Raw genomic sequence first — 19,810 nt, 5'->3', positions numbered from 1 at the left:
CCATCAGGCCGTTGCTGCAACTCCTTTGCCGATCCGTGTGGACCTTCCAGGCGCTGTGCCTTGCTCACGCCTATTTCCGGCGTCTGCGGGTAGGATCGAACGCTACGATGTTGCGTGGGGGGATCCCTTGCCAGAGAAAAAGGATTTCAAGAACCTTGTTCGGATGTCGGCCGGAAGCCGCGAGCAAACCGATCCCGCCGTTCCGAGCCCCTCGCCATGGCGGCTGAGTGCGTATCTGTGGAGCTCGCTGGCGTTGCTGCTGGGGCTGGCGGCCACGGTGGTGCTGCATCAGCAGCAGCGCCGCCACCAGGAGGCCGAGAAGACCTTCGTTCGCAACGAGCTGGCCGACAAGAGCTATCTGGCCCTGGAGGCCCGGCTGCAAACGGCCGGGGCCATGTTGCGTGCCATGCAGACCCTGTTCCTCGCGTCCGACAAGGTGAGCCGGAGCGAGTTCGCCGACTTTTACGCCAACCTGCGGCCCCGCCAGCAGTTTCCCAGCCTGCTGGCGCTGGCGTACGCGCCGCGCGAACTGCGTGCGGACGGCGAACACTACGTCACCCGCTGGGTCGAGCCCGGGCCGGGGAACGAGGCGCTGAGCGGACTCGACGTGGCGGCGCAACCACATAATTTCAGCGGCCTGCTGGCTTCGCGTGATAGCGACGAGCCCACCATGTCGGGACCGTTCCGCCTGGTGCAGCAGAGCACCTCCATCGCGCTGGAAGACGGCATCACCATGCGCCTGCCGATCTTCAGCCCCGGCAAGTCGCCCGGCACGATCGCCGAACGGCGTCGCCGTGCGCTTGGTTCGATCGCGGTGTCATTCCGGGCAGGCCGCCTCATCGGCAACCTGCTGCCGGCGCAGGTGAAGCACGAACTGCATATGCGGATCACCGATGTCACCGACGGCAGCCCGTCGCTGTTGTTCGATTCGCAATCGGACCGCGCCATGCCGACGGCAGGCTATCGCTTCGAGCGCCAGCTGGCCTACGGCGGGCGCGTGTGGAGCGTCCTGATGCGCCCGCTGGACTCCGGACCGGCGGCGATCGACTGGAGTCAGTCCAATGCCGCGGCCGGCCTGTTGGCGAGCGTGCTGCTGGCGCTGCTGGTCTTTTCCGTGGTGAGTACCCGTCAGCGCGCGCTGGAACTGGGCTGGGCCATGAGCCGCCGCTATCGCGAGAGCGAGGAACGCTTTCGCGCCCTGAACGAGCTGCTGCCGGCGCTGGTGTTGCTGGCCGAGGTCGATGCCGGCCAGATCACCTACGCGAACCGCGCCGCGCGCGATCGGCTGGGCGAGCGCCTGCTGGAACACACCCTGCCGAACCTGTTCGAGGATCCGCTGCTGGACATGCAGTTGCGCGACCCGGATACCCGCGGATGCGGCAGGGTCGACGCCCTGCTGCAAAATGACGACGGCGTTCGTTTCTGGGCCAGCGTGGCGATATCCCGGGTCATGCTGGGCGGGCACAGCCAGTTGCTGATGGTGGCCAGCGATATCAGCGAACAGCGCCAGCTGACCGAATTGCTCAGTCACCAGGCCAGCCATGACGTGCTGACCGAACTGTACAACCGGCGCGCGTTCGAGCATCGACTGCAGGGTGCGCTGCAGTCGGGCAGCGCGGGGTCGCCACTTTCCCTGCTGCTGTATCTGGATCTCGATCAGTTCAAGCTGATCAACGACACTTCCGGCCATCTCGCCGGTGACCAGTTGCTGGCACAGCTGGCCAACGTCATGCGCAGGCAGCTGCGCGGGGCCGACGTGCTGGCGCGGCTGGGCGGCGACGAATTCGGCGCACTCGTGGCCGAAGTGGCCGATCGCGCCGCCGCCGAGCAGGTGGCCGAGCGGATGCGGCGATGCATCGATGGCTACGTGTTCATCTGGGAGCAGCGCAGCTACACCATCAGCGCCAGCATCGGCGGCGTGATGATCGATCGCCCGGGACTGCTGATGAAGGACCTGCTGGCCCAGGCCGATACCGCCTGCTACATGGCCAAGGAGCTGGGTCGCAACCGGGTGCATTTCTATTCCGAGCGCGACGACGAGACCGCGCGTCGGCGCGGCGAGATGGAATGGGCCAATCGCCTGCGCTGGGCCGTCGACGAGCATCGTCTGATGTTGACCTACCAGGAGATCTGGCCGCTGCCGCTGGCTGCCGGCGGCCAGCCCAGCATCGAACTGTTGCTGCGTTTTCGCGACGAGTCCGGTGCGTTGGTGGTGCCCGGCGTGTTCATGCCCGCGGCCGAGCGTTACGGCCTGATGCCGCTGGTCGACCGCTGGGTGATCGAGACGGCCCTGGCCCATTTCGACCAGCTGCACCCGGCGGGTGCGGGTCTGGGCATGGCGGCGATCAATCTTTCGGGGGCGAGCATCGAGGACGAGGCGCTGGCCGACCTGATCATCGGTTGGCTGCGACACTATCGGGTCGCCCCGTCGCGGGTGTGCTTCGAGATCACCGAGACGGTGGCGGTGCGCAATCTGTCGCAGGTCGTGCGCTTCATGGAGCGATTGCGCGCGGCCGGATGCAAGGTGGCGCTGGACGATTTCGGCGCCGGCATGTCCTCGTTCACCTATTTGAAGAACCTGCCCCTGGACATCCTCAAGATCGATGGCAGTTTCGTGCGCGACATGCTGACCGACCCGGTCAGCCATCTGATGGTCAAGGCCGTCACCGACATCGGCCACCGCCTCGGACTGGCGGTGGTCGCGGAGTGGGTGACCGATGCCGAGACCGTGCAGGCGCTGACGGCGTTGGGGATCAACGGCGCGCAGGGCTTCAGCCTGCACTGTCCCGAACTGGCCGTGTTCCATCGCGAGGGCGATGCGCCGGGGCAGGCCGAGGCGGTCGACCGCGCACCGGGTCGCTGAAGGGCCGCCGGGGCCGCCCTTGTTCCGGGCTATCTGGATGCCGCCGCCGCGGCCGGCGAGCGTTCGAAGCTGCCGGCGAAACCGGGGAACGCCACCGGGCTTTCATAGCCATCGGTCGACACTGCCGATACGCCGAAGAACCAGTCGTCGATCACCACGTCGTGAAGCACGGCGTGGTCGACATCGCCGACCGCGCGCCGGTACTGCCATCGCGGCGCGGTGGTGTCGCGCCAGTGCACGCGGTAGCCGGCGGCCGCGGGCTGCTTGTTCCAGTGCAGCGTAGTGTCGGTCGCCACCGCGCCCTCGACGGTCACCCCGGTCGGTGCTGCCGGCGCACGACTGAGCGCCGCCATGGTGATGGTGTTGAGCGCGGTGACCCGGGCCAGATAGCGGAAGTCGATCCCGGCGATCGTGTCGCCGTAGCGCACGCCATGCTCCGTGCGCAGGTCCTGATGCTGGTGCGTGTAGTCCTCGTGCGCCTCGGTCACGCGCACCGCCGGAAAGCCCGCCTTGAGGAACTCGACCTGATCACCGCCGCGGCCGAAGCGGTCGGTACGATAGATCATCCTCACCCGCAGATCCGGCAGGTAGGCGTCGGCGAGGGTCGCCATGTAGCGGGCGAGATTGCGCGAGGGCGAATCCACTTCACCGCCGTGATAGCGCCGATAGGCGGCCTGCGTCGGGGTTTCATTGCTCTTGGTGCCTTCGGAGAACACCCTCACCGTGGTGCTGTCGAGGACGCCGTTCTGGCCACGGCTGTTGCCGATGATGTCGTTGTTCAGATCGGCTTCGACCTGCCAGCCCCGGGCAACGGCATAGTCGGCCAGCACCTTGCCGCCGTACAGGCCCTGTTCCTCGCCGGAGAGCGCGGCGAATACCAGGGTGGCATCGTTGTCCTGCTTCGAGAGCAGGCGCGCCGCCTCGATCAGCGCAGCGACGCCGGAGGCATCGTCGTTGGCCCCGGGCGCGTCGCTGTGGCTGTTCATCACGTCGGAGACACGCGAATCGAGATGACCGCTCATCACGATCACGCGGCCGGGGTCGCCCTTGCCGCGCTTGATGGCGACCACGTCCATCACCTCGGTCGGGCGGTCGAGGCGCTCGCCGCTGAATACCTGCGACGGCGTGACCACCTCGAGGCAGCCGCCGCAATCCTTCGAGATCGCCTCGAAGCGCGACTTGACCCAGCGCCGCGCCGCACCGATGCCGCGGGTGTCGGATCGGGTATCCGACATCGTATGCCGGGTGCCGAAACCGACCAGCCGGGTGATCGTGGCGCGCAGTTCCGCCTCGCTGGGGGCGCCGGCCAGCCGGTGCAGTGCCGGCTGCTCGTGAGGCACGGCCGGTGCCGCCTGGCTGGCCCCGGTTGCAGCCAGCAGGGTGAAGGACAGTACTCGCATGGCTCGAATCATCGGTCGACATCCCTCTGCAATGGATCACCACGATACAACGACGCCATGGGTGATGGTCGAACCGGAACGTCCCCGTGGATGGCGTGCGGCCGCGCGGCCGCGGGACGCCGGAACGCATCGCGCGCAATTCCCGGCGCCTGCATATCGCCGCGGCGAGGACTGATCCGCCATGGAATGCGGCGAGAAAAAAAGGCCCGAACGTCGCCGTTCGGGCCTTTGGTTTCACCGACGCGCGACGGGTCGCGACATCGGCTGACTGCAGCTCGGTTTACAGATGCAGGGTGAACTTCAGCATGGCCTGGCCCGCCTTGTAGCTGCGGTTCCACTGGTAGTCGTACACGCCTTCGACCGACCAGGTCGTGTTGCCCGCCAGCATGACGCCGGCACCCACATCAAACAGATCCTTTTCCGACGCCACACCGGTGGTGGTGAATGCCGGCCCGCCGGAGGTGAACGTCGCGGTATCGCGCATCGCGTCGCCGTGGAACGAATGCAGCCAGTTGACGTGCACTTCCGGGCGGATGATCGTGGTGTTGGAAGTGCTGATGTCACGAGCGAATTTCACGCCAAGGCCGGATTGCAGGAAGTTGTAGCTTCGCGGATCGACCCTGAGGTCGATGGCGGCGTTGCCGGCTTCGGTGTAACCGGCTGTCTTCAGGTGGGTGTATTGCAGCGTGGCCATCGGGGTGATCGTGGTCCGTCCATCACCCAGGAAGAAGTGATACCCGGTGGCGGCGGAAGCGGTGTATTGATGCCCGGTGTAATGGGCGCCGGTGTGGGCGCTGAAACCAGGAAATGCGATGTTCCGCGTAGTCGAGTAGTCATCCTCGCCGTACACCAGCGACGCGTTGGCAAACCACGACCTGTTTGGCGCAAAGCCGAGATAGGCCATCGCCTGATGCGACTTGATGTTGCCATGGTTCAGCGTGCTGCTGCCCTCCAGCGATGTGTTGGCGTAGCGGATGCCGACACCGGCCGTGGTCGCCTGGCCGAGCGGGACGTCATACGCCAGCAGCATGCCGGAGCTGTTGTCGGTATAACCCTCGTAGCCGTCGCGGTCCTCCTGGCGGCCGGCATAGCCGAACCCGGCGGCCCACAACTGCGAGCGCTTCTGCGCGGGCTGGCAGGTGGAGGAATCCTCTCTCTTCGGCACATTCCGGTCATCGGATTGATCGTTCTCGCTGCAGGGCCACGCGGCCCCTTCCAGATGCGAGTTCAACAACCCCTGGAATTGCTGGGTGACACGGTAACTGGCCAGCGGCGCCGCGAGGCTGGCCGCGCCGGGCTGCAGCTGCGCCAGCGCATCGGCCACCTGCTGTGCATCCGGCAGCAGCGTGATCGCGGTCAACAGCGGTGCGGTTACCGGAACCAACGGCAGGGCATCGACGACCGGTGCGATGACCGGCGCGGTGGGGTTGCCGACCGGGGCCACGACGTCCGCGAGCGGAATCTGCGTCGTGACGATCTGTACCTGGCCGTGGGTGGTCGGCGCTGCCGAGAACGCGTAGCGCGTGGTGTTGCTGGTCGCGGTCACCGTGCTGCCGTCGGTGCCACTTTGAGCGTCGACGATGTTGAATATGCTGCCGACCGGAATCGGTCCGGTGACCGTCACATTGACCTGCAGCGCATTGCCGATGGTGGCGGCACCGACCGGCACGATCTTGCCGTACAGCGACTCGCTGTAGATCGTGGTGTTGATGGTGCCCGCCACCGGAATCGCGAACGCGCCGGCGACATTCAGGGTGTTCGTGCCCAGCGTGTAGCTGGCGGCATTGGCCTGACCGGTGATCAGCGCATTGCCGCCGACCACGTTGATCTGCTTCAGGCCGCTCGCGGCGCCGACGGCTCCGTCCAGGATGCTGTCCTTGTTGAGCGTCAGCGTACCGGTGCTGGCACCGGCCGTGTTGGTGATGGCCGCCTTGACCGTCTGGCCCGCCGCCACATTGATGAAGCCGTCACCGGCGAAATCCATGCTCGAGCCGGTATTGCTGGTAAAGCCACCGTTGAAGTTGACCGTGCCGGTGCCGGCCACCGAGAACGTCGTCGAGTAGACCGGGCCGTTGAAGGTCACCGTGTTGGCATTGGTGCCGGCGGATATGTTGAGGAACGTCGAGCCGGTCGTGCCGACAAAGCCGGTCACGGTCGAGCTGTTGTTGAACTGGATGTTGGCAGTGTTGGCCGCATCGGTGGTGATCGCGCCGCCCGGATCATTGCCCGTGTTGATGTCCTGGTTGCCGACCAGCAGGGTTCCCGGTCCCTGTGTATCGACACCGCTGGTGACACCGACGGTGCCAACCACGCCCGGCAACACGACGACTTCGCGCGCGACGGACAGCGGCAGCCACGCCACCATGGCGGAACCTAGCAGGGGGAGCAGGAGTTTCTTCTTCATGGGGTCGCCTCAGGTGTGGGGAGCAGGGTCGCGGCAGCGTCTTGCCTGCTGGGTCAGCAGGTGCACGCGGTGCTCGTCGATCTCCGTTTGGCGTATCACCCCGGAGGCAAACGTGTTGGTGGTGTCGGCAGAACGGGAAGCGTTGCTTGGGCTCCACCGGCCGGCGTTTCATGGTGGCGGGGTGCTGCCCGCGTTCCAGTTCACGGGGCAGTAAATCCCGCGCGTGCTCTTTACCCACTCGAATAAAGCAGCGAGTGCTGTCGGTCTGTCGGTTTCGATGGTGGGTGGAGAGAGAGGGAGGGCGGAACGTCGACATGCCGCTGGGGAGACATCGCCGAAGTCACAACAAATATTTAATACCCGGTCGCGTGACGGGAGTGTGCAAGGCAGGAATACCTTGTAAATCAGTGGCATACTGCGGCATCGTCCTGATCGACGGCAGGCCGATCAGGACGGTCAGGGCCGCCTCGACCGATCGGTCGCGTGGCATGACGATGTGAAGCCGCCCATCCACCTTGGCCCGGCAAACGACAATGGCCCGGTCGTTGCCGACCGGGCCATTGCGCTTGTGCCCTTCTGCCGGATCACGGTCCGCGCCGGCACCGGATCCGCTTGCTGCGAACTTGCCGTTACAGGACGATCGGGTGCGCGATGTCGCACTCGTTGGTGTCGTTCGACCAGGTGCTCTGCATGGCGAAGCTGCCGTTGGCCATCACCACGTTCGCCGAGGCCCCCTGACCCGAGCTGAGCCATGCGCATTCGTCGCCGTTTTCCTGGCCCTTGCTGCGCGAGCCACGGACGTGGTTGGTCCAGCCACCGGCCGGGTTCTGGTCGGTCACCGTCTCGGCGTACTCGTGCCCCTCGACGATCGAGAAGCCATCGAGCGCGCCCTGCACGCCGCTGTTGACATAATTCTGACCGCAGCTGGTTCCCATGTCGTGGACATACGGCATGTTGGTGAAGGCCACGTCGCCGACCGTCGAGGTGACGCCGTAGCCGTCGCCCTGCCAGTCATGCCAGGCGCAGAACTGGCCCGTGGAGGTATTGAAGCCATCGGGATGCGTGCCGGTCGGTGACAGGATCACGTACTGCACGTAGCGGTTCGACGCCGCGGTGGTGTTGCCGAAGTGGGCGGCCGCATTGAGCGCTTCCTGCGCCAGCTGGGTGCCGGTGGCCTGCGACGGCGAGGCAACCGAGTTGTCGTACCAGATACCGGCGAGATTGCCGCCGCTGGGATAGCCGACATGCGCGGCGCTCGACGAGCAGGAAGTGGCGCCGGTGGAAACGCCGGGGCCGTCGCAATACTGGGTCATCACACCCGACCACAGCTCGCCACCCGTGCCAAGACCCTTGAACAGCCTCTGCAGATAGGGCACGGCGCTGACCGGGTCGTTGGACAGGGTCATGTTGCCGCTCGCATCGGTACCAGCGGTGCCCCACTGGTTGCCGTAGACCACGATGTAGACCTTCGGCGTGCCGCTGGTAACACCGATGCCGTCCACACCACCACCGTAGCTGAGAGTCTGCGAACTGCCACCGCCACCTGGCTTGGCGGCATGCAACGCTCCGTACTGGTTCATGCGCCCCAACGCTTCCCGGGTGGGAACCGCGCCATGGCGATAGGCATGCCCGTAGGAGGGTGCGTAAGGGTTTTGCCCTGTCGCGAATTCATTGTTGCTGCCCGCCACGGCGGCACCGGCGACGAGGCCGAGCAGCGTGGAGGCGGCGAAGGCTTTCAACAGGCTGCTCTTGATGGTCTTGGACATATGACTCCCCATGGATGTTCAGAACATGATGAAGCGAGTTGGGCCGGATCGACCCGTGCCATGGACGTCGCGATCAGCACGACGTCCGTGTTGCCAGGCATTTCAAGCGGCCCCATATTTCTGCGCTTATTCAATCCGTCGGTGGAAACCGCTCCTGGGGAAACATGCCTGAGATCGCTGTGAGATACCGATCCGATCGGTTCGCCACAGCATCATCCGTCGAGCCTGGCACCAACGGACTCGGGACCATAGAGTTGAAATTCGATTTTCGTCAATAGGAATTTTTTCATTAACAAGTGATGCCGATCACGAAATGTCGGGCAGTTAATCCGTGGTAATTCGTGCCCCCGCGGGTCCTGACCGGGCTTGTGTCGAATATCTATTGCCATGAAATCAACGATCTGATTCAGGCCGCCGTCGAATCGGCAAGAATCGGGATGGTCGCGGTGGAGTATTCGAAAAACGCAATAAATTGCGATTCTGATAATGTCCAGATGGACTGGCAGGTTAATCCGTCGATGACCATGCGCGGATTCGCCGGTTTTCGGGACAGTCCCGCGAGGATGCAATGGGCATGGCGGTTTGCATACCCGGCAGCATCGATGATCTCGTCCCTGTCCGGCGCGGAAAGCCGACCGTCGGTGAGGATGGCAATTTCCCGGCCGGTTCGCGCGTCGACCCGTGATGTCGCCATGGTGGAGGCAAACGGAAAGGCCCGGTCGTTGCCGACCGGGCCCTCGTTTCGCTGATGGCATTGATCATCGAGCGGGCTTTCATGCTCCGGTACACGATCCAGTTCGCCGGTGTCGCAGTCCCGCTTGAGGCAGAATGGGACGCGCATCCTTGCGCGCCCCCGGTGCTACAAGGTCACGGGGTGTAACTACCGGTCAGGCTGACGCCCGAGTAGCTCTGGTAGGCACGCACCATCACGTAGTAGGTACCGGCCTGCACGTTCGAGATCGTGCAGGTCTCGTTGTCGCCGGTGAGGTACGGACGGCAGTCGTAGCTGCTGGTGGTCGGCGCCGAACCGAACTTGACGTACAGGTCCGCGTCGCCGCTGCTGCCGGAAATCACGAACTTCAGGTTGGTGGCGCCTGCGGGCACGACCATGGTGTAGGCCACCGAGTTGCCCGTGGTGGCACTGAGGCCGGTTGCGGCCACGCCATTCGAAAGCACGTTGCCACCACCACCACCGCCGGTGGACCAGGTGGCCTTGATGCTGACGCCGGAGAACGCCGCGTAGCCGTTCAACATGACGTAGTAGGTGCCTGCCTGCGGCGAGGCCACGGTGCAGCTCTCGTTGTTGCCGGTGATGTACGGACGGCAGTCATAGCTGGACAGCGTCGGGTTGGAACCGAACTTGGTGTACAGATCCGCGTCGCCGGTGCCGCCGGACGTGGAGATCACCAGGTTGCTGGCGCCCGCCGGGATCACCACGGTGTAGAACAGCTGGGCACCGGTCGCACCGGCCTGGCCGGTCAATGCCACGCCATTCTGCAGCACGTTGCCGCCACCGCCACCGCTGGAGACCGTCACCGACTGCGTCTTGGTGTTGGTCGCACCGCTGTTGTCGGTCACCGTCAGCGCCACGCTGTAGGTACCGGCCGCGGCATAGGTGTGGCTCGGGTTGGTAGCGGTGGAGGTGCTGCTGTCGCCGAAGTTCCACGAGCGCGACGCGATGCTGCCGTCACTGTCGGTGGAGCTGTCGGTGAAGTTCACCGTGAGTCCGCTGATGGTATCGCTGAAGTTCGCTACCGGCGGAACGTTGCCACCGCCACCACCGCCGACAATCGGGTGCGAGATGTCGCACTCGTTGGTGTCGTTGGACCAGGTGCTCTGCATCGGGAACGTGCCGCTGCCCATCACCACGTTCGCCGTGGCGCCCTGGCCGGAGCTGATCCAGGCGCACTCGTCACCGTTTTCCTGGCCGTTGCTGGCCGAGCCGCTGACGTGATTGGTCCAGCCGCCTGCCGGGTTCTGGTCGCTGACCGTCTCGGCATACTCGTGGCCCTCGACGATCGAGAAGCCGTCGAGTTTGCCCTGGGCGGTGTTGCCGTTGACCGAGCCCATGCCGCAGCTGGTACCCATGTCGTAGACGTACGGCATGTTGGTGAATGCCACATCGCCCACCGGCGAGCTGACGCTCTGGTCGCCATTCCAGTCATGCCAGGCGCAGAACTGGCCGCTCGAGGTGTTGAAACCATCCGGGTGCGTGCCGGTCGGCGACAGGATCACGTACTGCACGTAGCGGTTCGACGCGGCCGTGGTGTTGCCGAAATGTTGAGCGGCCTTGATCGCTTCCTGCGCCAGCTGTGCGCCGGTGGCATTGGACGGTGAGGAGACCGAGTTGTCGTACCAGATGCCGGCGAACGCGCCGCCCGTGGGATAGCCCACGTGAGGGGCGCCCGACGGACAGAACGTGGCGCCGCTGGAGACCAGTGGGCCATCGCAGTACTGGGTCAGCACACCCGACCACAGCTCGCTGCCGGTGCCGAGATTCTTGAACAACTTCTGCATGTAGGGCACGGCGCCGACCGGGTCGTTGGACACGGTGGTGTTGCCGCTGCCGTCGGTGCCGGCAGTGCCCCACTGGCTGCCGTAGACCACGATGTAGACCTTCGGCGTACCGCTGGTGACGCCGATCCCGTCCACGCCGCCGCCGTAGCTGAGCGTCTTCGAACCGGTAGCCGCGGCGGTCGAGGCCGCATGCAGCGACTGGTACTGCTTCATCCGGCCGTGGGCTTCGCGGGTGGGAACCGCGCCGTGACGATAGGCATGCCCGTAAGCCGGCGCATATGGGTTTTGTGTCTGCGGCGCCAATTCACTGCCGCTGCTGGCCATGGCCGCCCCCGCGGTCAGACCGAGCAACGCGGAGACCGCGAAGACGTTCAACAGATTGCGTTTCAAGTACCTGGACATATGACTCCCCATAAAATTTCAGGACAAACGAACCCGTATGAGGCCGGACTGGCCTCATATGAAAATGCCGCGATCGTCGCGGCAACAGGTGGTGCTTGTGGAACGATCCTGCTTGCGACCCTGTATGTGCCTGTGGCTGCCCCCATTCATCCATCGAGCAAGGCACAGTCGTTTTTTTCTGGACGCCAGGAAATATGTGGACGTCCTTCAAGGGTCATTCGCCAATATCCCGATCGAACGAATGCGCGGACGTTATGTCGAGATCTCGGAGACCGTCAATAGGACTTTTCGAAATACCGGGTGATCGAAATCACAGACAGCTCGGCGCTGTCCTTCTCGTCGCAGCAACTTGCGCCAGGCGCGGCCGGTCGAGAGTTGCGCCATGGCCGGCGCGGTGGGATAGCCATGCCACGCTCCGATACATTCTTCCGATCAGGCACTTGAAGGATTTCCCCGGGATTGCCGGGGCGGATCGAAATCGGGATACGGTCTCCGGTATCTTGACTGTTTCGAAACATATTGCGCTATAACGCAAATAAACACGGAACCCGGTTATTGCATAATTCGACACGAATATCCGTGTCATTAATATCGACGGCGTCGATCCGGCGGGATTAATGTCGTGAAATATGAACCGGGAAAACGTTTTCAACGGACCCGCCGGGCGTGATGCACCCGTCGCCCCGTCGGAGTGGTGTCGGTACCTTTGGACGACGTTGCCGATGGGCCCAGGGGCGTGACGCTCGCTGATCGACCGCGGCCGTCGATTCATTCCGCGCCTGCGGCATGCGACCATGCCGCGATGACCCATGCAACTTCGACACGACTGACCATCATAGGCGGTGGCCCGGCTGGCCTGATGGCAGCCGAGGCTGCCTGCGCGGCGGGTGTTGCCGTCGATCTGTACGATGCCATGGGCTCGGTCGGGCGAAAATTCCTGCTCGCGGGCAAGGGCGGGCTCAACCTCACCCACAGTGAGCCGCCGGCGCGTTTCGTCGAACGCTACGGCGCACGGCGAGCCGAGTTGGGAGTCTGGCTGGATGCATTCGACGCGGATGCGCTGCGTGCCTGGGCGCAGGGCCTGGGTGTGGAAACGTTTGCGGGAAGTTCCGGCCGGATCTTCCCTGCCGACCTGAAGGCGGCTCCGCTGCTGCGCCGATGGCTGCACCGCCTGCGCGAGTCCGGCGTGACATTCCACATGCACCACCGCTGGCTGGGCTGGCAGGCGCACGATGCCCTGCATTTCGCCACGCCGCAGGGCGCCCGGGTGATCCCGGCCAGCGCGGTTATTCTCGCGCTCGGTGGCGCGAGCTGGCCGCAGCTGGGCTCCGATGGCGGCTGGGTGGGTCCGCTGCAACAGCGTGGGGTCGACATCGCGCCGCTGCAGCCCGCGAATTGCGGATTCGAGCTGACGTGGAGCGAGCATCTGCGCAGCCGCTTTGCCGGTGCGCCGCTCAAGCCCGTGGTGGCGCACTGGGTCGACCGTCAGGGCATGGCCCATTCTCGCCAGGGCGAATTCGTGCTCAGTGAATACGGTATCGAGGGCAGCCTGATTTACGCGATCGGCGCCGAGCTGCGCGAGCAGATACGTGAGCGGGGCGCGGCCACGTTGCTGCTGGATCTGGTGCCCGGTTACACCGGGGCAGTGCTGACTGAACGGCTGGCCGCGCCGCGCGGCAAGCACAGCATCGGCGACTGGTTGCGTCGCCGCGCCGGGCTGGATCCGGCGAAGTGCGCGCTGGTGTTCGAGCTGGTCGACAAGCCCACGCTGGCCGATCCGGCGGCGCTGGCCGCCCGGCTCAAGGCGTTGCCGCTGCAACTGCGCGCACCGCGACCGATCGCCGAAGCGATCAGCACCGCCGGTGGCGTGCGGCTGGAGGCGCTGGACGACAGCCTGATGCTGCGCGCGCTTCCCGGCGTGTTCTGTGCCGGCGAGATGCTGGACTGGGAGGCGCCCACCGGCGGCTATCTGTTGACCGCCTGCTTCGCCAGCGGATTGATTGCCGGCCGCGGCGCGGCACACTGGCTGCGCAAGTAGCCGATCCCGATCCCGCTCGCGCGGTCAGCGGCCGGGCTTCTTCACCAGCTTGATCTCGAACAACTGCGGCCAGCGCTTGCCGGTGACGAACAGGCGATCGTGCACGGCGTCCCAGGCGATGCCGTTCAGCACGTCTTCGCCGGGCTCGGCCAGCCGGTTCACGTCGAACAGGCCGGTGAGGTCGATCCAGCCCAGCACGTGGCCGCTGGTCGGGTCGATGCGGGCGATCCGGTCGGTGAGCCAGATGTTGGCGTAGATCTCGCCGTTGACCCATTCCAGCTCGTTGAGATTCGTCACCGGCACGCCGTCGTCCATCACCATGATGCTGCCGGTGGTGGCCAGCGAATCCGGGTCGAGGATGCGCAGCACCGCCGAGCCGTCGCTCATGTACAGCTGCCGGCTGTCGCGGGTCAGCGCCCAGCCTTCGCCGGGGTAGCTGAACGTGTGGCGCAGCTTGAAGCCTTCCAGGTCGTAGACGAAGCCGGTGCCGCTCTTCCAGGTGAGCTGGATCAGCCGGTTTTTCCAGTCCACGATGCCTTCGCCGAAATACGGTGAAGGAACGTCGTGCCGCTGCACTACCTTGCCGGTCTCCAGCTGCACCTTGCGCACGCTCGATTCACCTATCTCGCCGGTGCTCTCATACAGATAGCCGCCCCGGTAGAACAGGCCCTCGGTATAGGCCGAGGTGTCGTGCGGATAGGCGTTCACGACCTTGTAGCCATAGATCGGGACCGCCGCCCGGGTGGCGGTCGCGCAGAGGAGCAGGGCAACGGTGGCGATCAGGTGGCGCATAAGGGGCATCGGGCCAATGTGGCAGCGGAGGGACGGCGCGGACTCAGGCCAGCGGCCGCACGCGGAAATTCCGACCTTTGATCTTGCCGGCGCGCAATCGTTCCAGCGCCTTGTTCGCCAGCGCCCGGCTGATCGCCACGTAGGCGCGGGTGGCGAACACGTCGATCTTGCCGATGTCGCCGGCCTGCAGCCCCGCGTCGCCGGTCAGCGCGCCGAGGATGTCGCCGGGGCGCAGCTTGTCCTGCCGCCCGGCGTCGATCACCAGGGTCTTCATCGGCGCCAGGTTCAGTGTCTTGCCACGCGGTGGTGCGAGCTTCAGCGGTCGCCACGCCAGCGGGGTGCCCTGCAGCTCCTCGATGTTGCCGGCCTTGGGTCGTTCGCGCGGCGTGCACAGCGTGATCGCCAGGCCCGACTCACCGGCGCGTCCGGTGCGGCCGATGCGGTGGGTATGTGTGTCCGGGTCGTGCGCGATGTCGTAGCAGATCACCAGCGGCAGCGCCACGATGTCCAGCCCGCGCGCGGCGACGTCGGTGGCGACCAGTACCGCACAGCTGCGGTTGGCGAAACGCACCAGCACCTCGTCGCGGTCGCGCTGGTCCATGTCGCCATGCAGTGCCAGCGCGGAGAAGCCGCGGCGATCCAGTTCCTGCGCCACCGCATCCACTTCGCGGCGCATGTTGCAGAACACCAGCGCGTGCTGGCCGCGCTCGCCGCTGAGCAGTTGCGCCAGCGCATCGGGCTTGCTGGCCTGCTCGACCTCGATGAACTGCTGCTCGATCGCCGGCTGCTCCTCCCGCGGTGCGTCCACCGTGACCACCACCGGGTCTCTCTGCACGCGCTGGCTCACCGCGCGGATCTCGTCCGGGTAGGTGGCCGAGAACAGCAGGGTCTGGTGATGCTTGGCGATGCGCCCGATGATGTCGTCGATCGCCTCGGTGAAGCCCATGTCGAGCATGCGGTCCGCTTCGTCCAGTACCAGCACCTTGATCCCGCCGCCGTGCAGGCTGCCGCGCTTGAGATGCTCCTGCACGCGTCCGGGGGTGCCGACCACGATGTGCGGGTCGTGGGTGAGCGAGGCCAGCTGCGGACCCAGCGGCATGCCGCCGCACAGGGTCAGCAGCTTCACGTTGGGGATGTTCGCGGCCAGTTTGCGGATCGCCTTGCTGACCTGGTCGGCCAGCTCGCGGGTCGGGCACAGCACCAGCACCTGCAGCCGGATCGTGTCGGCATCCAGCGACTGCAGCAGGCTCAGCCCGAACGCCGCGGTCTTGCCGCTGCCGGTCTGCGCCTGCGCGATCACGTCGCGACCTTCCAGCATCGGCGGCAGGCTCTGCTCCTGCACCGGCGTCATGGTGGTGTAGCCGAGGCTCTCGAGACTTGCGAGCAGGGCGGGTTTGAGTGGAAGCGTGCTGAAGGCGGTCATCCGCGCATGATCGCATCTAAGCCGCTGCGTTGCTGCGGTAGGGCTGGTGCGCTCGCCATGGCGCAGCCTCTATCCGCCATGACTAAAGTTGGGAACCATGGCCTGCCGCGATACGCTGGCCGACTCGGCCAGCGGAAATGCGTGCTCCGCTGCCATGCGCAACATCGTCGGCGCGATGTAGGAGCGATGGATGCGGTCGATCGCCGCCATGTAGAAGCGTCCGAACAGATTCCTGCAATGCACCCGGGTGCCCAGGGTGACCTCCACGCGGTTTCCGTCGAGTACATGGACGCCGACGCAGGAGCGGAAGATCAGGTGTTTGTCGTCGGCGCCGAGCACGACCTGCGCGCGGCGGTCGTTGCCGTCGATGAGCTGATCGAGCACGGGATAGCGCCGATCGAACACGCCGTCCCGGATCGGCGACAGCAGTGAGGACACCGGGCAGCCGAGTGGCGAGGTGCGCAGGCCAATCGGCTTCACCAGCAGGTTGCGCAGCGCCATCATGCGCGAGACCCCGGTGGGCGGATTGCGCAGGAAGCCCTCCAATAGCTGGCTCAGGAGGATCGTGGCACTCGTGCTGGCGACGTCCTTGCCATCGAGCGTGAGTAGGAACATGTCCTGATGCTGGTACGGCCGGTCAGCCAATTGCCGCGCCAGCATCGAGCCGGCGGGCAGGTCGTCGAGCTGCGTGATCGGCAGTTGGACGCCACTCTCGCCGAGAAAACCGGTCGTGCGTCGCCAGGCCGCCCATGCGCCGCGAAGCAGGCCGGCGGCGCAGCGTGCGGATTTGCACAACAGGCTCTGCAGGGTACCCGGCAACGCGCCCAGCGACAGGCAGGTGGTCGGCACATTCAGGTGATCGGTGGGCGTGTCGCGAAGCAGGTCGCTGACCGCGGTCGGCAGCAGCACGGTCAGCGCGGGAATGCTTGCCGCATTCGCCAGCACCTGTGCGCGCAGCCCGTCCGGCAACTCGCCGCCGAGTTCGTTGGTGTGGCACGACAGCGCGAAGAACGCCGGGTGCAGCGAGTTCTTCGCCAGCGGCGCGAACTGGTGCCAGGTGTCCCCGCCGAAGCGGACCGTGAACAGGCAATCCGGCGGAATGTTGATATGGCGCAAAGCCTGGATGAAGCTGTGCGGATCCTGCTCGATCTGCGAAGGCGAGGCGGTGGAGAAGCGTAGCTGCGCGCCACCGCTGCCGGAGATGGCGGTAAACACGCGATGGCCGGCATGGCGATGGAACGGGTGGCCTTTCGCGCCCACTGCAAACGAGTACAGCGATGTGGCGTCACCCTTCGAAAGATCCGTGCCGCCGAGCCGGGCGGACGGTTCATCCAGTTCGTCGATGAAGTCAGCGTGGGCGCGCTGCCGCGCCAGTGCGCCGGCAAACAGCTGATCGCCGGCTCCATGCCCGAGCTGCGCAATCAGCGAGACTTCCACCGGCAAGCCGCCTGATGACGAAGGGAGGTGCGTTGATGGAAAGGTTTGAACCCGCCTTGCCTGCGTTGCCATCGAATTCCCCGGTGTGCGGATGCCGCGTTGCTCAGGCGCCCTGTTTTTTCGTGGCCAGCTTGCGCGACTCGCGCTTCAGCGGCCCGGCGGTGGGGCAGATCTCGAAGGCGAAGCCGGTCAGCGTATTCACCAGACTGTCCTTGTTGAGCTTGTAGACGATGAACTGACCGCGGCGCTCGCTGGTGACTAGCCCGGCGGCATCCAGCACGGACAGATGCCGCGAAATCGCCGGTGCACTCATCGCAAAGCGACTGGCGATCTCGCCAGCGCTCAGCTCCTGCGCAGACAGATAGGCCAGGATTTCCCGGCGCGGGCGGGAGGCGAGGGCCTCGAAGATGCGATCGACAGCCATGGATAATTAATCATTTAAAGTAATAGTTAAATATATACTCTTGAAAATCTTGCCGGTCAAGCGTCGTCTGCGGCCAGACAGTTGCCTCATCGGCTCCTGGCCGCACCGCGCGATGGCGACTTGCATCCGTGCGCCAGCTCGTCGACCCTGTACCGCTATCGTCTCAGTGACCACCATCATGGATATCGTTTTCATCGAGGATCTGCGTATCGACGCCGTCATCGGCATCTACGACTGGGAGCGGCGGGTGCGCCAGACGCTGTCGTTCGACATCGAGATGGCGTTCGACAACACGATTCCGGCAGCCGGCGACGACATCGCGCTCACGCTCAATTACAAGGACGTGTCGAAACGGCTGATCGACTATGTGGGTGATTCCAGCTTCGGCCTGGTCGAGACGCTGGCCGAGCGCTGCGCGGCGATCATCCGCGAGGAATTCGGGGTCGGCTGGGTACGCCTGAAATTGTCCAAGCCCGGTGCGGTGCGCGGCGCACGCGCGGTGGGCGTGCGTATCGAGCGTGGCGTGCGGCCACAGTGAGCGGAGTCGAGAGCGGCATGGACTGGATATCCGGCTTTCTGCAGCAACCCGGGATGGCGACCCTGATGGGTGCCCTGGGTCTGCTGCTGATGGCGTGGCTGGCGGGCGTGTTGACCCGGCTGGTGCTGCTGCGGGTGATGGGCACGATTGCCGAGCGTACGACCTGGCAGTGGGACGATGCCCTGTTCCAGCATGGGGTGTTCCGCTGGCTGGCGCGGCTGGTGCCGATGGTGGTGATCCAGTTCGGCGTGGGCCTGGTGCCCGGTCTGTCCGCGCATGCCGGGCGGCTGGTCGGCAACGTGGCGCAGGCATTGATGGTGCTGTTCGTGGTGATGGCGATCAACCGCACGCTGTCGGCGGTCGAATCGCTCTACCAGCAGACGCCCACCGGCAGCCAGCGGCCGATCAAGGGGCTGATGCAGCTGGTCAAGCTGGCGCTGTTCCTCATCGGCACGCTGGTGATCATCGGCACGGTGACCGACCAGCGCGTGGGCCTGCTGCTGTCGGGCCTGGGCGCGATGTCGGCGGTGCTGATCCTGATCTTCAAGGACACCATCCTGGGTTTCGTGGCCGGGGTGCAGCTCGCCTCCAACGACATGCTGCGGGTGGGCGACTGGATCACCATGCCGGGTGCGGGCGCCGACGGCGACGTGATCGACATCACCCTGTACACGGTCAAGGTGCGCAACTTCGACCAGACCATCGTCACCGTGCCGACCTGGAAGCTGATCTCGGAGAGCTACCAGAACTGGCGCGGAATGACCGAGTCCGGTGGCCGCCGGATCAAGCGGGCGCTGTATCTGGATGCGACCAGCGTGCATTTCCTGGACGAGGACGAGCTGGCCCGGCTGCGGCGGTTCCGCCTGCTCGACGAGTATCTCGGCCACAAGCACAGTGAGCTGGACGAGTGGAACCGCCGGCTCGGCGAGGCCGGCGAGCAGGCGGTCAACCGCCGCCGGCTGACCAATCTGGGGACCTTCCGCGCCTACGTTGCTGCCTACCTGGGCCAGCATCCGAAGATCCATCGCCAGATGACCTGCATGGTGCGCCAGCTGGCCAGTTCGCCGCAGGGCGTGCCACTGGAGCTGTACTGTTTCACCACGACCACGGCGTGGGCCGAGTACGAAAACATCCAGGGCGACATCTTCGATCACCTGCTCGCGCTGCTGCCTGAGTTCGGCCTGGCGCTGTTCCAGCAGCCGTCCGGCCGGGACGTGCGGGCGGGGCTGGCGGCGGTCGCCGCGGCACGCGAGGAATCGCCGGATCGCGGCGGCGTCAGGCAAACCGGATCCTGATCCGATGGAGCGGGTCTACCTCAGCCTGGGATCCAATCTCGAGCCGCAAACCCACCTGCGTGCGGCGGTCGGCGAGCTGCGCGCGCGCTTCGGCGCGATCACTGTGTCACCGGTCTACCGCAGCCGCGCGGTGGGTTTCGACGGTACCGATTTCGTGAATCTGGCGGTCGGGCTGGACACCGAGCTGTCCGCGCGGGAACTCAACGACTGGCTGCACGCACTGGAGGATCGCCATGGTCGCCGCCGCGACGTGCCGCGTTACTCCGACCGCACGCTCGATGTGGACATCGTCTTCTACGGCGATCTGGTCACCGAGGGGCCGGGCCATCTGCAGATTCCGCGCCGCGAGCTGCAGCATGCCTTCGTGCTGAAGCCGATCGCGGACATCGCGCCGGATCTGCGGCATCCGCTCAGCGGCGAGCGCATGGCCGACCTGTGGGCGGCGTTTCCGGTGGAGCGCGAGCCGCTGCGGCTCGAGCCGTGGCAGGCGTGATCGCCACGGCACCGCGAT

General features: G+C 65.5%; 14 protein-coding genes. 5 read left to right on the top strand and 9 right to left on the bottom strand.

Going from position 1 to position 19,810, the window contains the following annotated elements:
• The first annotated feature begins 163 nt into the window (after positions 1-163).
• Entirely contained in the window at positions 164-2,863 is a 2,700-nt protein-coding gene (locus ACFPPA_RS16855; protein WP_377322020.1) for a bifunctional diguanylate cyclase/phosphodiesterase, read from the top strand.
• A 29-nt stretch (positions 2,864-2,892) separates the two neighbouring features.
• Here the strand turns inward: ACFPPA_RS16855 and ACFPPA_RS16850 are convergent, their stop codons facing one another.
• The 5 genes from ACFPPA_RS16850 to ACFPPA_RS16830 all read right to left on the bottom strand — a co-directional run bounded on the left by ACFPPA_RS16850 (position 2,893) and on the right by ACFPPA_RS16830 (position 11,352).
• Positions 2,893-4,263 (bottom strand): M20/M25/M40 family metallo-hydrolase, encoded by a 1,371-nt coding sequence (locus ACFPPA_RS16850; protein ID WP_377322018.1) that lies wholly within the window; start codon positions 4,261-4,263, stop codon positions 2,893-2,895.
• Between the two features lie 280 nt (positions 4,264-4,543).
• The gene (locus ACFPPA_RS16845) at positions 4,544-6,667 is read right to left on the bottom strand and encodes an autotransporter family protein (protein ID WP_377322016.1); all 2,124 of its coding nucleotides are present in this window, start codon (positions 6,665-6,667) and stop codon (positions 4,544-4,546) included.
• A gap of 629 nt (positions 6,668-7,296) precedes the next feature.
• The gene (locus tag ACFPPA_RS16840) at positions 7,297-8,433 is read right to left on the bottom strand and encodes a hypothetical protein (RefSeq protein ID WP_377322014.1); all 1,137 of its coding nucleotides are present in this window, start codon (positions 8,431-8,433) and stop codon (positions 7,297-7,299) included.
• A gap of 406 nt (positions 8,434-8,839) precedes the next feature.
• Entirely contained in the window at positions 8,840-9,274 is a 435-nt protein-coding gene (locus ACFPPA_RS16835) for a hypothetical protein (protein ID WP_377322013.1), read from the bottom strand.
• A gap of 26 nt (positions 9,275-9,300) precedes the next feature.
• Positions 9,301-11,352 (bottom strand): pre-peptidase C-terminal domain-containing protein, encoded by a 2,052-nt coding sequence (locus ACFPPA_RS16830; protein ID WP_377322012.1) that lies wholly within the window; start codon positions 11,350-11,352, stop codon positions 9,301-9,303.
• 802 nt (positions 11,353-12,154) lie between these two features.
• On the opposite strand from ACFPPA_RS16830, the gene ACFPPA_RS16825 reads away from it, so the two are divergent.
• Positions 12,155-13,390, top strand: coding sequence for a TIGR03862 family flavoprotein (locus ACFPPA_RS16825; protein ID WP_377322011.1), 1,236 nt, complete (start codon positions 12,155-12,157; stop codon positions 13,388-13,390).
• A 24-nt stretch (positions 13,391-13,414) separates the two neighbouring features.
• Here ACFPPA_RS16825 and ACFPPA_RS16820 read toward each other — a convergent pair whose 3' ends face one another.
• The 4 genes from ACFPPA_RS16820 to ACFPPA_RS16805 form a co-directional block, all read right to left on the bottom strand.
• Positions 13,415-14,191 carry a glutaminyl-peptide cyclotransferase gene (locus ACFPPA_RS16820; protein WP_377322009.1) on the bottom strand — a complete coding sequence of 259 codons (777 nt, stop codon included), beginning with the start codon at positions 14,189-14,191 and terminating at the stop codon, positions 13,415-13,417.
• A 34-nt stretch (positions 14,192-14,225) separates the two neighbouring features.
• Positions 14,226-15,605 (bottom strand): ATP-dependent RNA helicase DbpA, encoded by a 1,380-nt coding sequence (gene dbpA, locus ACFPPA_RS16815; protein WP_377322008.1) that lies wholly within the window; start codon positions 15,603-15,605, stop codon positions 14,226-14,228.
• Positions 15,606-15,674: 69 nt separating this feature from the next.
• Entirely contained in the window at positions 15,675-17,042 is a 1,368-nt protein-coding gene (locus ACFPPA_RS16810; protein WP_377322007.1) for a DUF2867 domain-containing protein, read from the bottom strand.
• Between the two features lie 103 nt (positions 17,043-17,145).
• A complete protein-coding gene (locus ACFPPA_RS16805) occupies positions 17,146-17,466 on the bottom strand; it encodes a metalloregulator ArsR/SmtB family transcription factor (protein WP_377322005.1) in 321 nt (106 codons plus the stop codon).
• Between the two features lie 178 nt (positions 17,467-17,644).
• On the opposite strand from ACFPPA_RS16805, the gene folB reads away from it, so the two are divergent.
• Genes folB through folK form a run of 3 tightly spaced genes read left to right on the top strand, consistent with a single transcriptional unit; the run spans position 17,645 to position 19,792 of the window.
• Positions 17,645-18,004: a dihydroneopterin aldolase gene (folB, locus tag ACFPPA_RS16800; protein WP_377322003.1), complete on the top strand. Its 360-nt coding sequence runs from the start codon at positions 17,645-17,647 to the stop codon at positions 18,002-18,004.
• 17 nt (positions 18,005-18,021) lie between these two features.
• The gene (locus ACFPPA_RS16795) at positions 18,022-19,299 is read left to right on the top strand and encodes a mechanosensitive ion channel family protein (protein WP_377322001.1); all 1,278 of its coding nucleotides are present in this window, start codon (positions 18,022-18,024) and stop codon (positions 19,297-19,299) included.
• 4 nt (positions 19,300-19,303) lie between these two features.
• The gene (gene folK, locus ACFPPA_RS16790; protein WP_377321999.1) at positions 19,304-19,792 is read left to right on the top strand and encodes a 2-amino-4-hydroxy-6-hydroxymethyldihydropteridine diphosphokinase; all 489 of its coding nucleotides are present in this window, start codon (positions 19,304-19,306) and stop codon (positions 19,790-19,792) included.
• Positions 19,793-19,810: the final 18 nt, after the last annotated feature.

Origin of the sequence: Rhodanobacter ginsengisoli (genome assembly GCF_042657065.1) — a bacterium.
Lineage (GTDB): Bacteria > Pseudomonadota > Gammaproteobacteria > Xanthomonadales > Rhodanobacteraceae > Rhodanobacter > Rhodanobacter ginsengisoli.
Note: the sequence above shows the minus strand (reverse complement) of the source record. Positions and strands in the feature narration are given on the sequence as shown.

Bases quoted from the DNA above. Each gene is read 5' to 3' on its own strand.
- ACFPPA_RS16805 (WP_377322005.1), bottom strand. From the start codon at position 17,466: ATGGCTGTCGATCGCATCTTCGAGGCCCTCGCCTCCCGCCCGCGCCGG.
- ACFPPA_RS16795 (WP_377322001.1), top strand. From the start codon at position 18,022: ATGGACTGGATATCCGGCTTTCTGCAGCAACCCGGGATGGCGACCCTG.
- dbpA (WP_377322008.1), bottom strand. From the start codon at position 15,605: ATGACCGCCTTCAGCACGCTTCCACTCAAACCCGCCCTGCTCGCAAGT.
- ACFPPA_RS16855 (WP_377322020.1), top strand. From the start codon at position 164: ATGTCGGCCGGAAGCCGCGAGCAAACCGATCCCGCCGTTCCGAGCCCC.
- ACFPPA_RS16830 (WP_377322012.1), bottom strand. From the start codon at position 11,352: ATGTCCAGGTACTTGAAACGCAATCTGTTGAACGTCTTCGCGGTCTCC.
- ACFPPA_RS16820 (WP_377322009.1), bottom strand. From the start codon at position 14,191: ATGCCCCTTATGCGCCACCTGATCGCCACCGTTGCCCTGCTCCTCTGC.
- ACFPPA_RS16840 (WP_377322014.1), bottom strand. From the start codon at position 8,433: ATGTCCAAGACCATCAAGAGCAGCCTGTTGAAAGCCTTCGCCGCCTCC.
- folB (WP_377322003.1), top strand. From the start codon at position 17,645: ATGGATATCGTTTTCATCGAGGATCTGCGTATCGACGCCGTCATCGGC.
- ACFPPA_RS16845 (WP_377322016.1), bottom strand. From the start codon at position 6,667: ATGAAGAAGAAACTCCTGCTCCCCCTGCTAGGTTCCGCCATGGTGGCG.
- ACFPPA_RS16825 (WP_377322011.1), top strand. From the start codon at position 12,155: ATGACCCATGCAACTTCGACACGACTGACCATCATAGGCGGTGGCCCG.
- folK (WP_377321999.1), top strand. From the start codon at position 19,304: ATGGAGCGGGTCTACCTCAGCCTGGGATCCAATCTCGAGCCGCAAACC.
- ACFPPA_RS16850 (WP_377322018.1), bottom strand. From the start codon at position 4,263: ATGCGAGTACTGTCCTTCACCCTGCTGGCTGCAACCGGGGCCAGCCAG.
- ACFPPA_RS16835 (WP_377322013.1), bottom strand. From the start codon at position 9,274: ATGCGCGTCCCATTCTGCCTCAAGCGGGACTGCGACACCGGCGAACTG.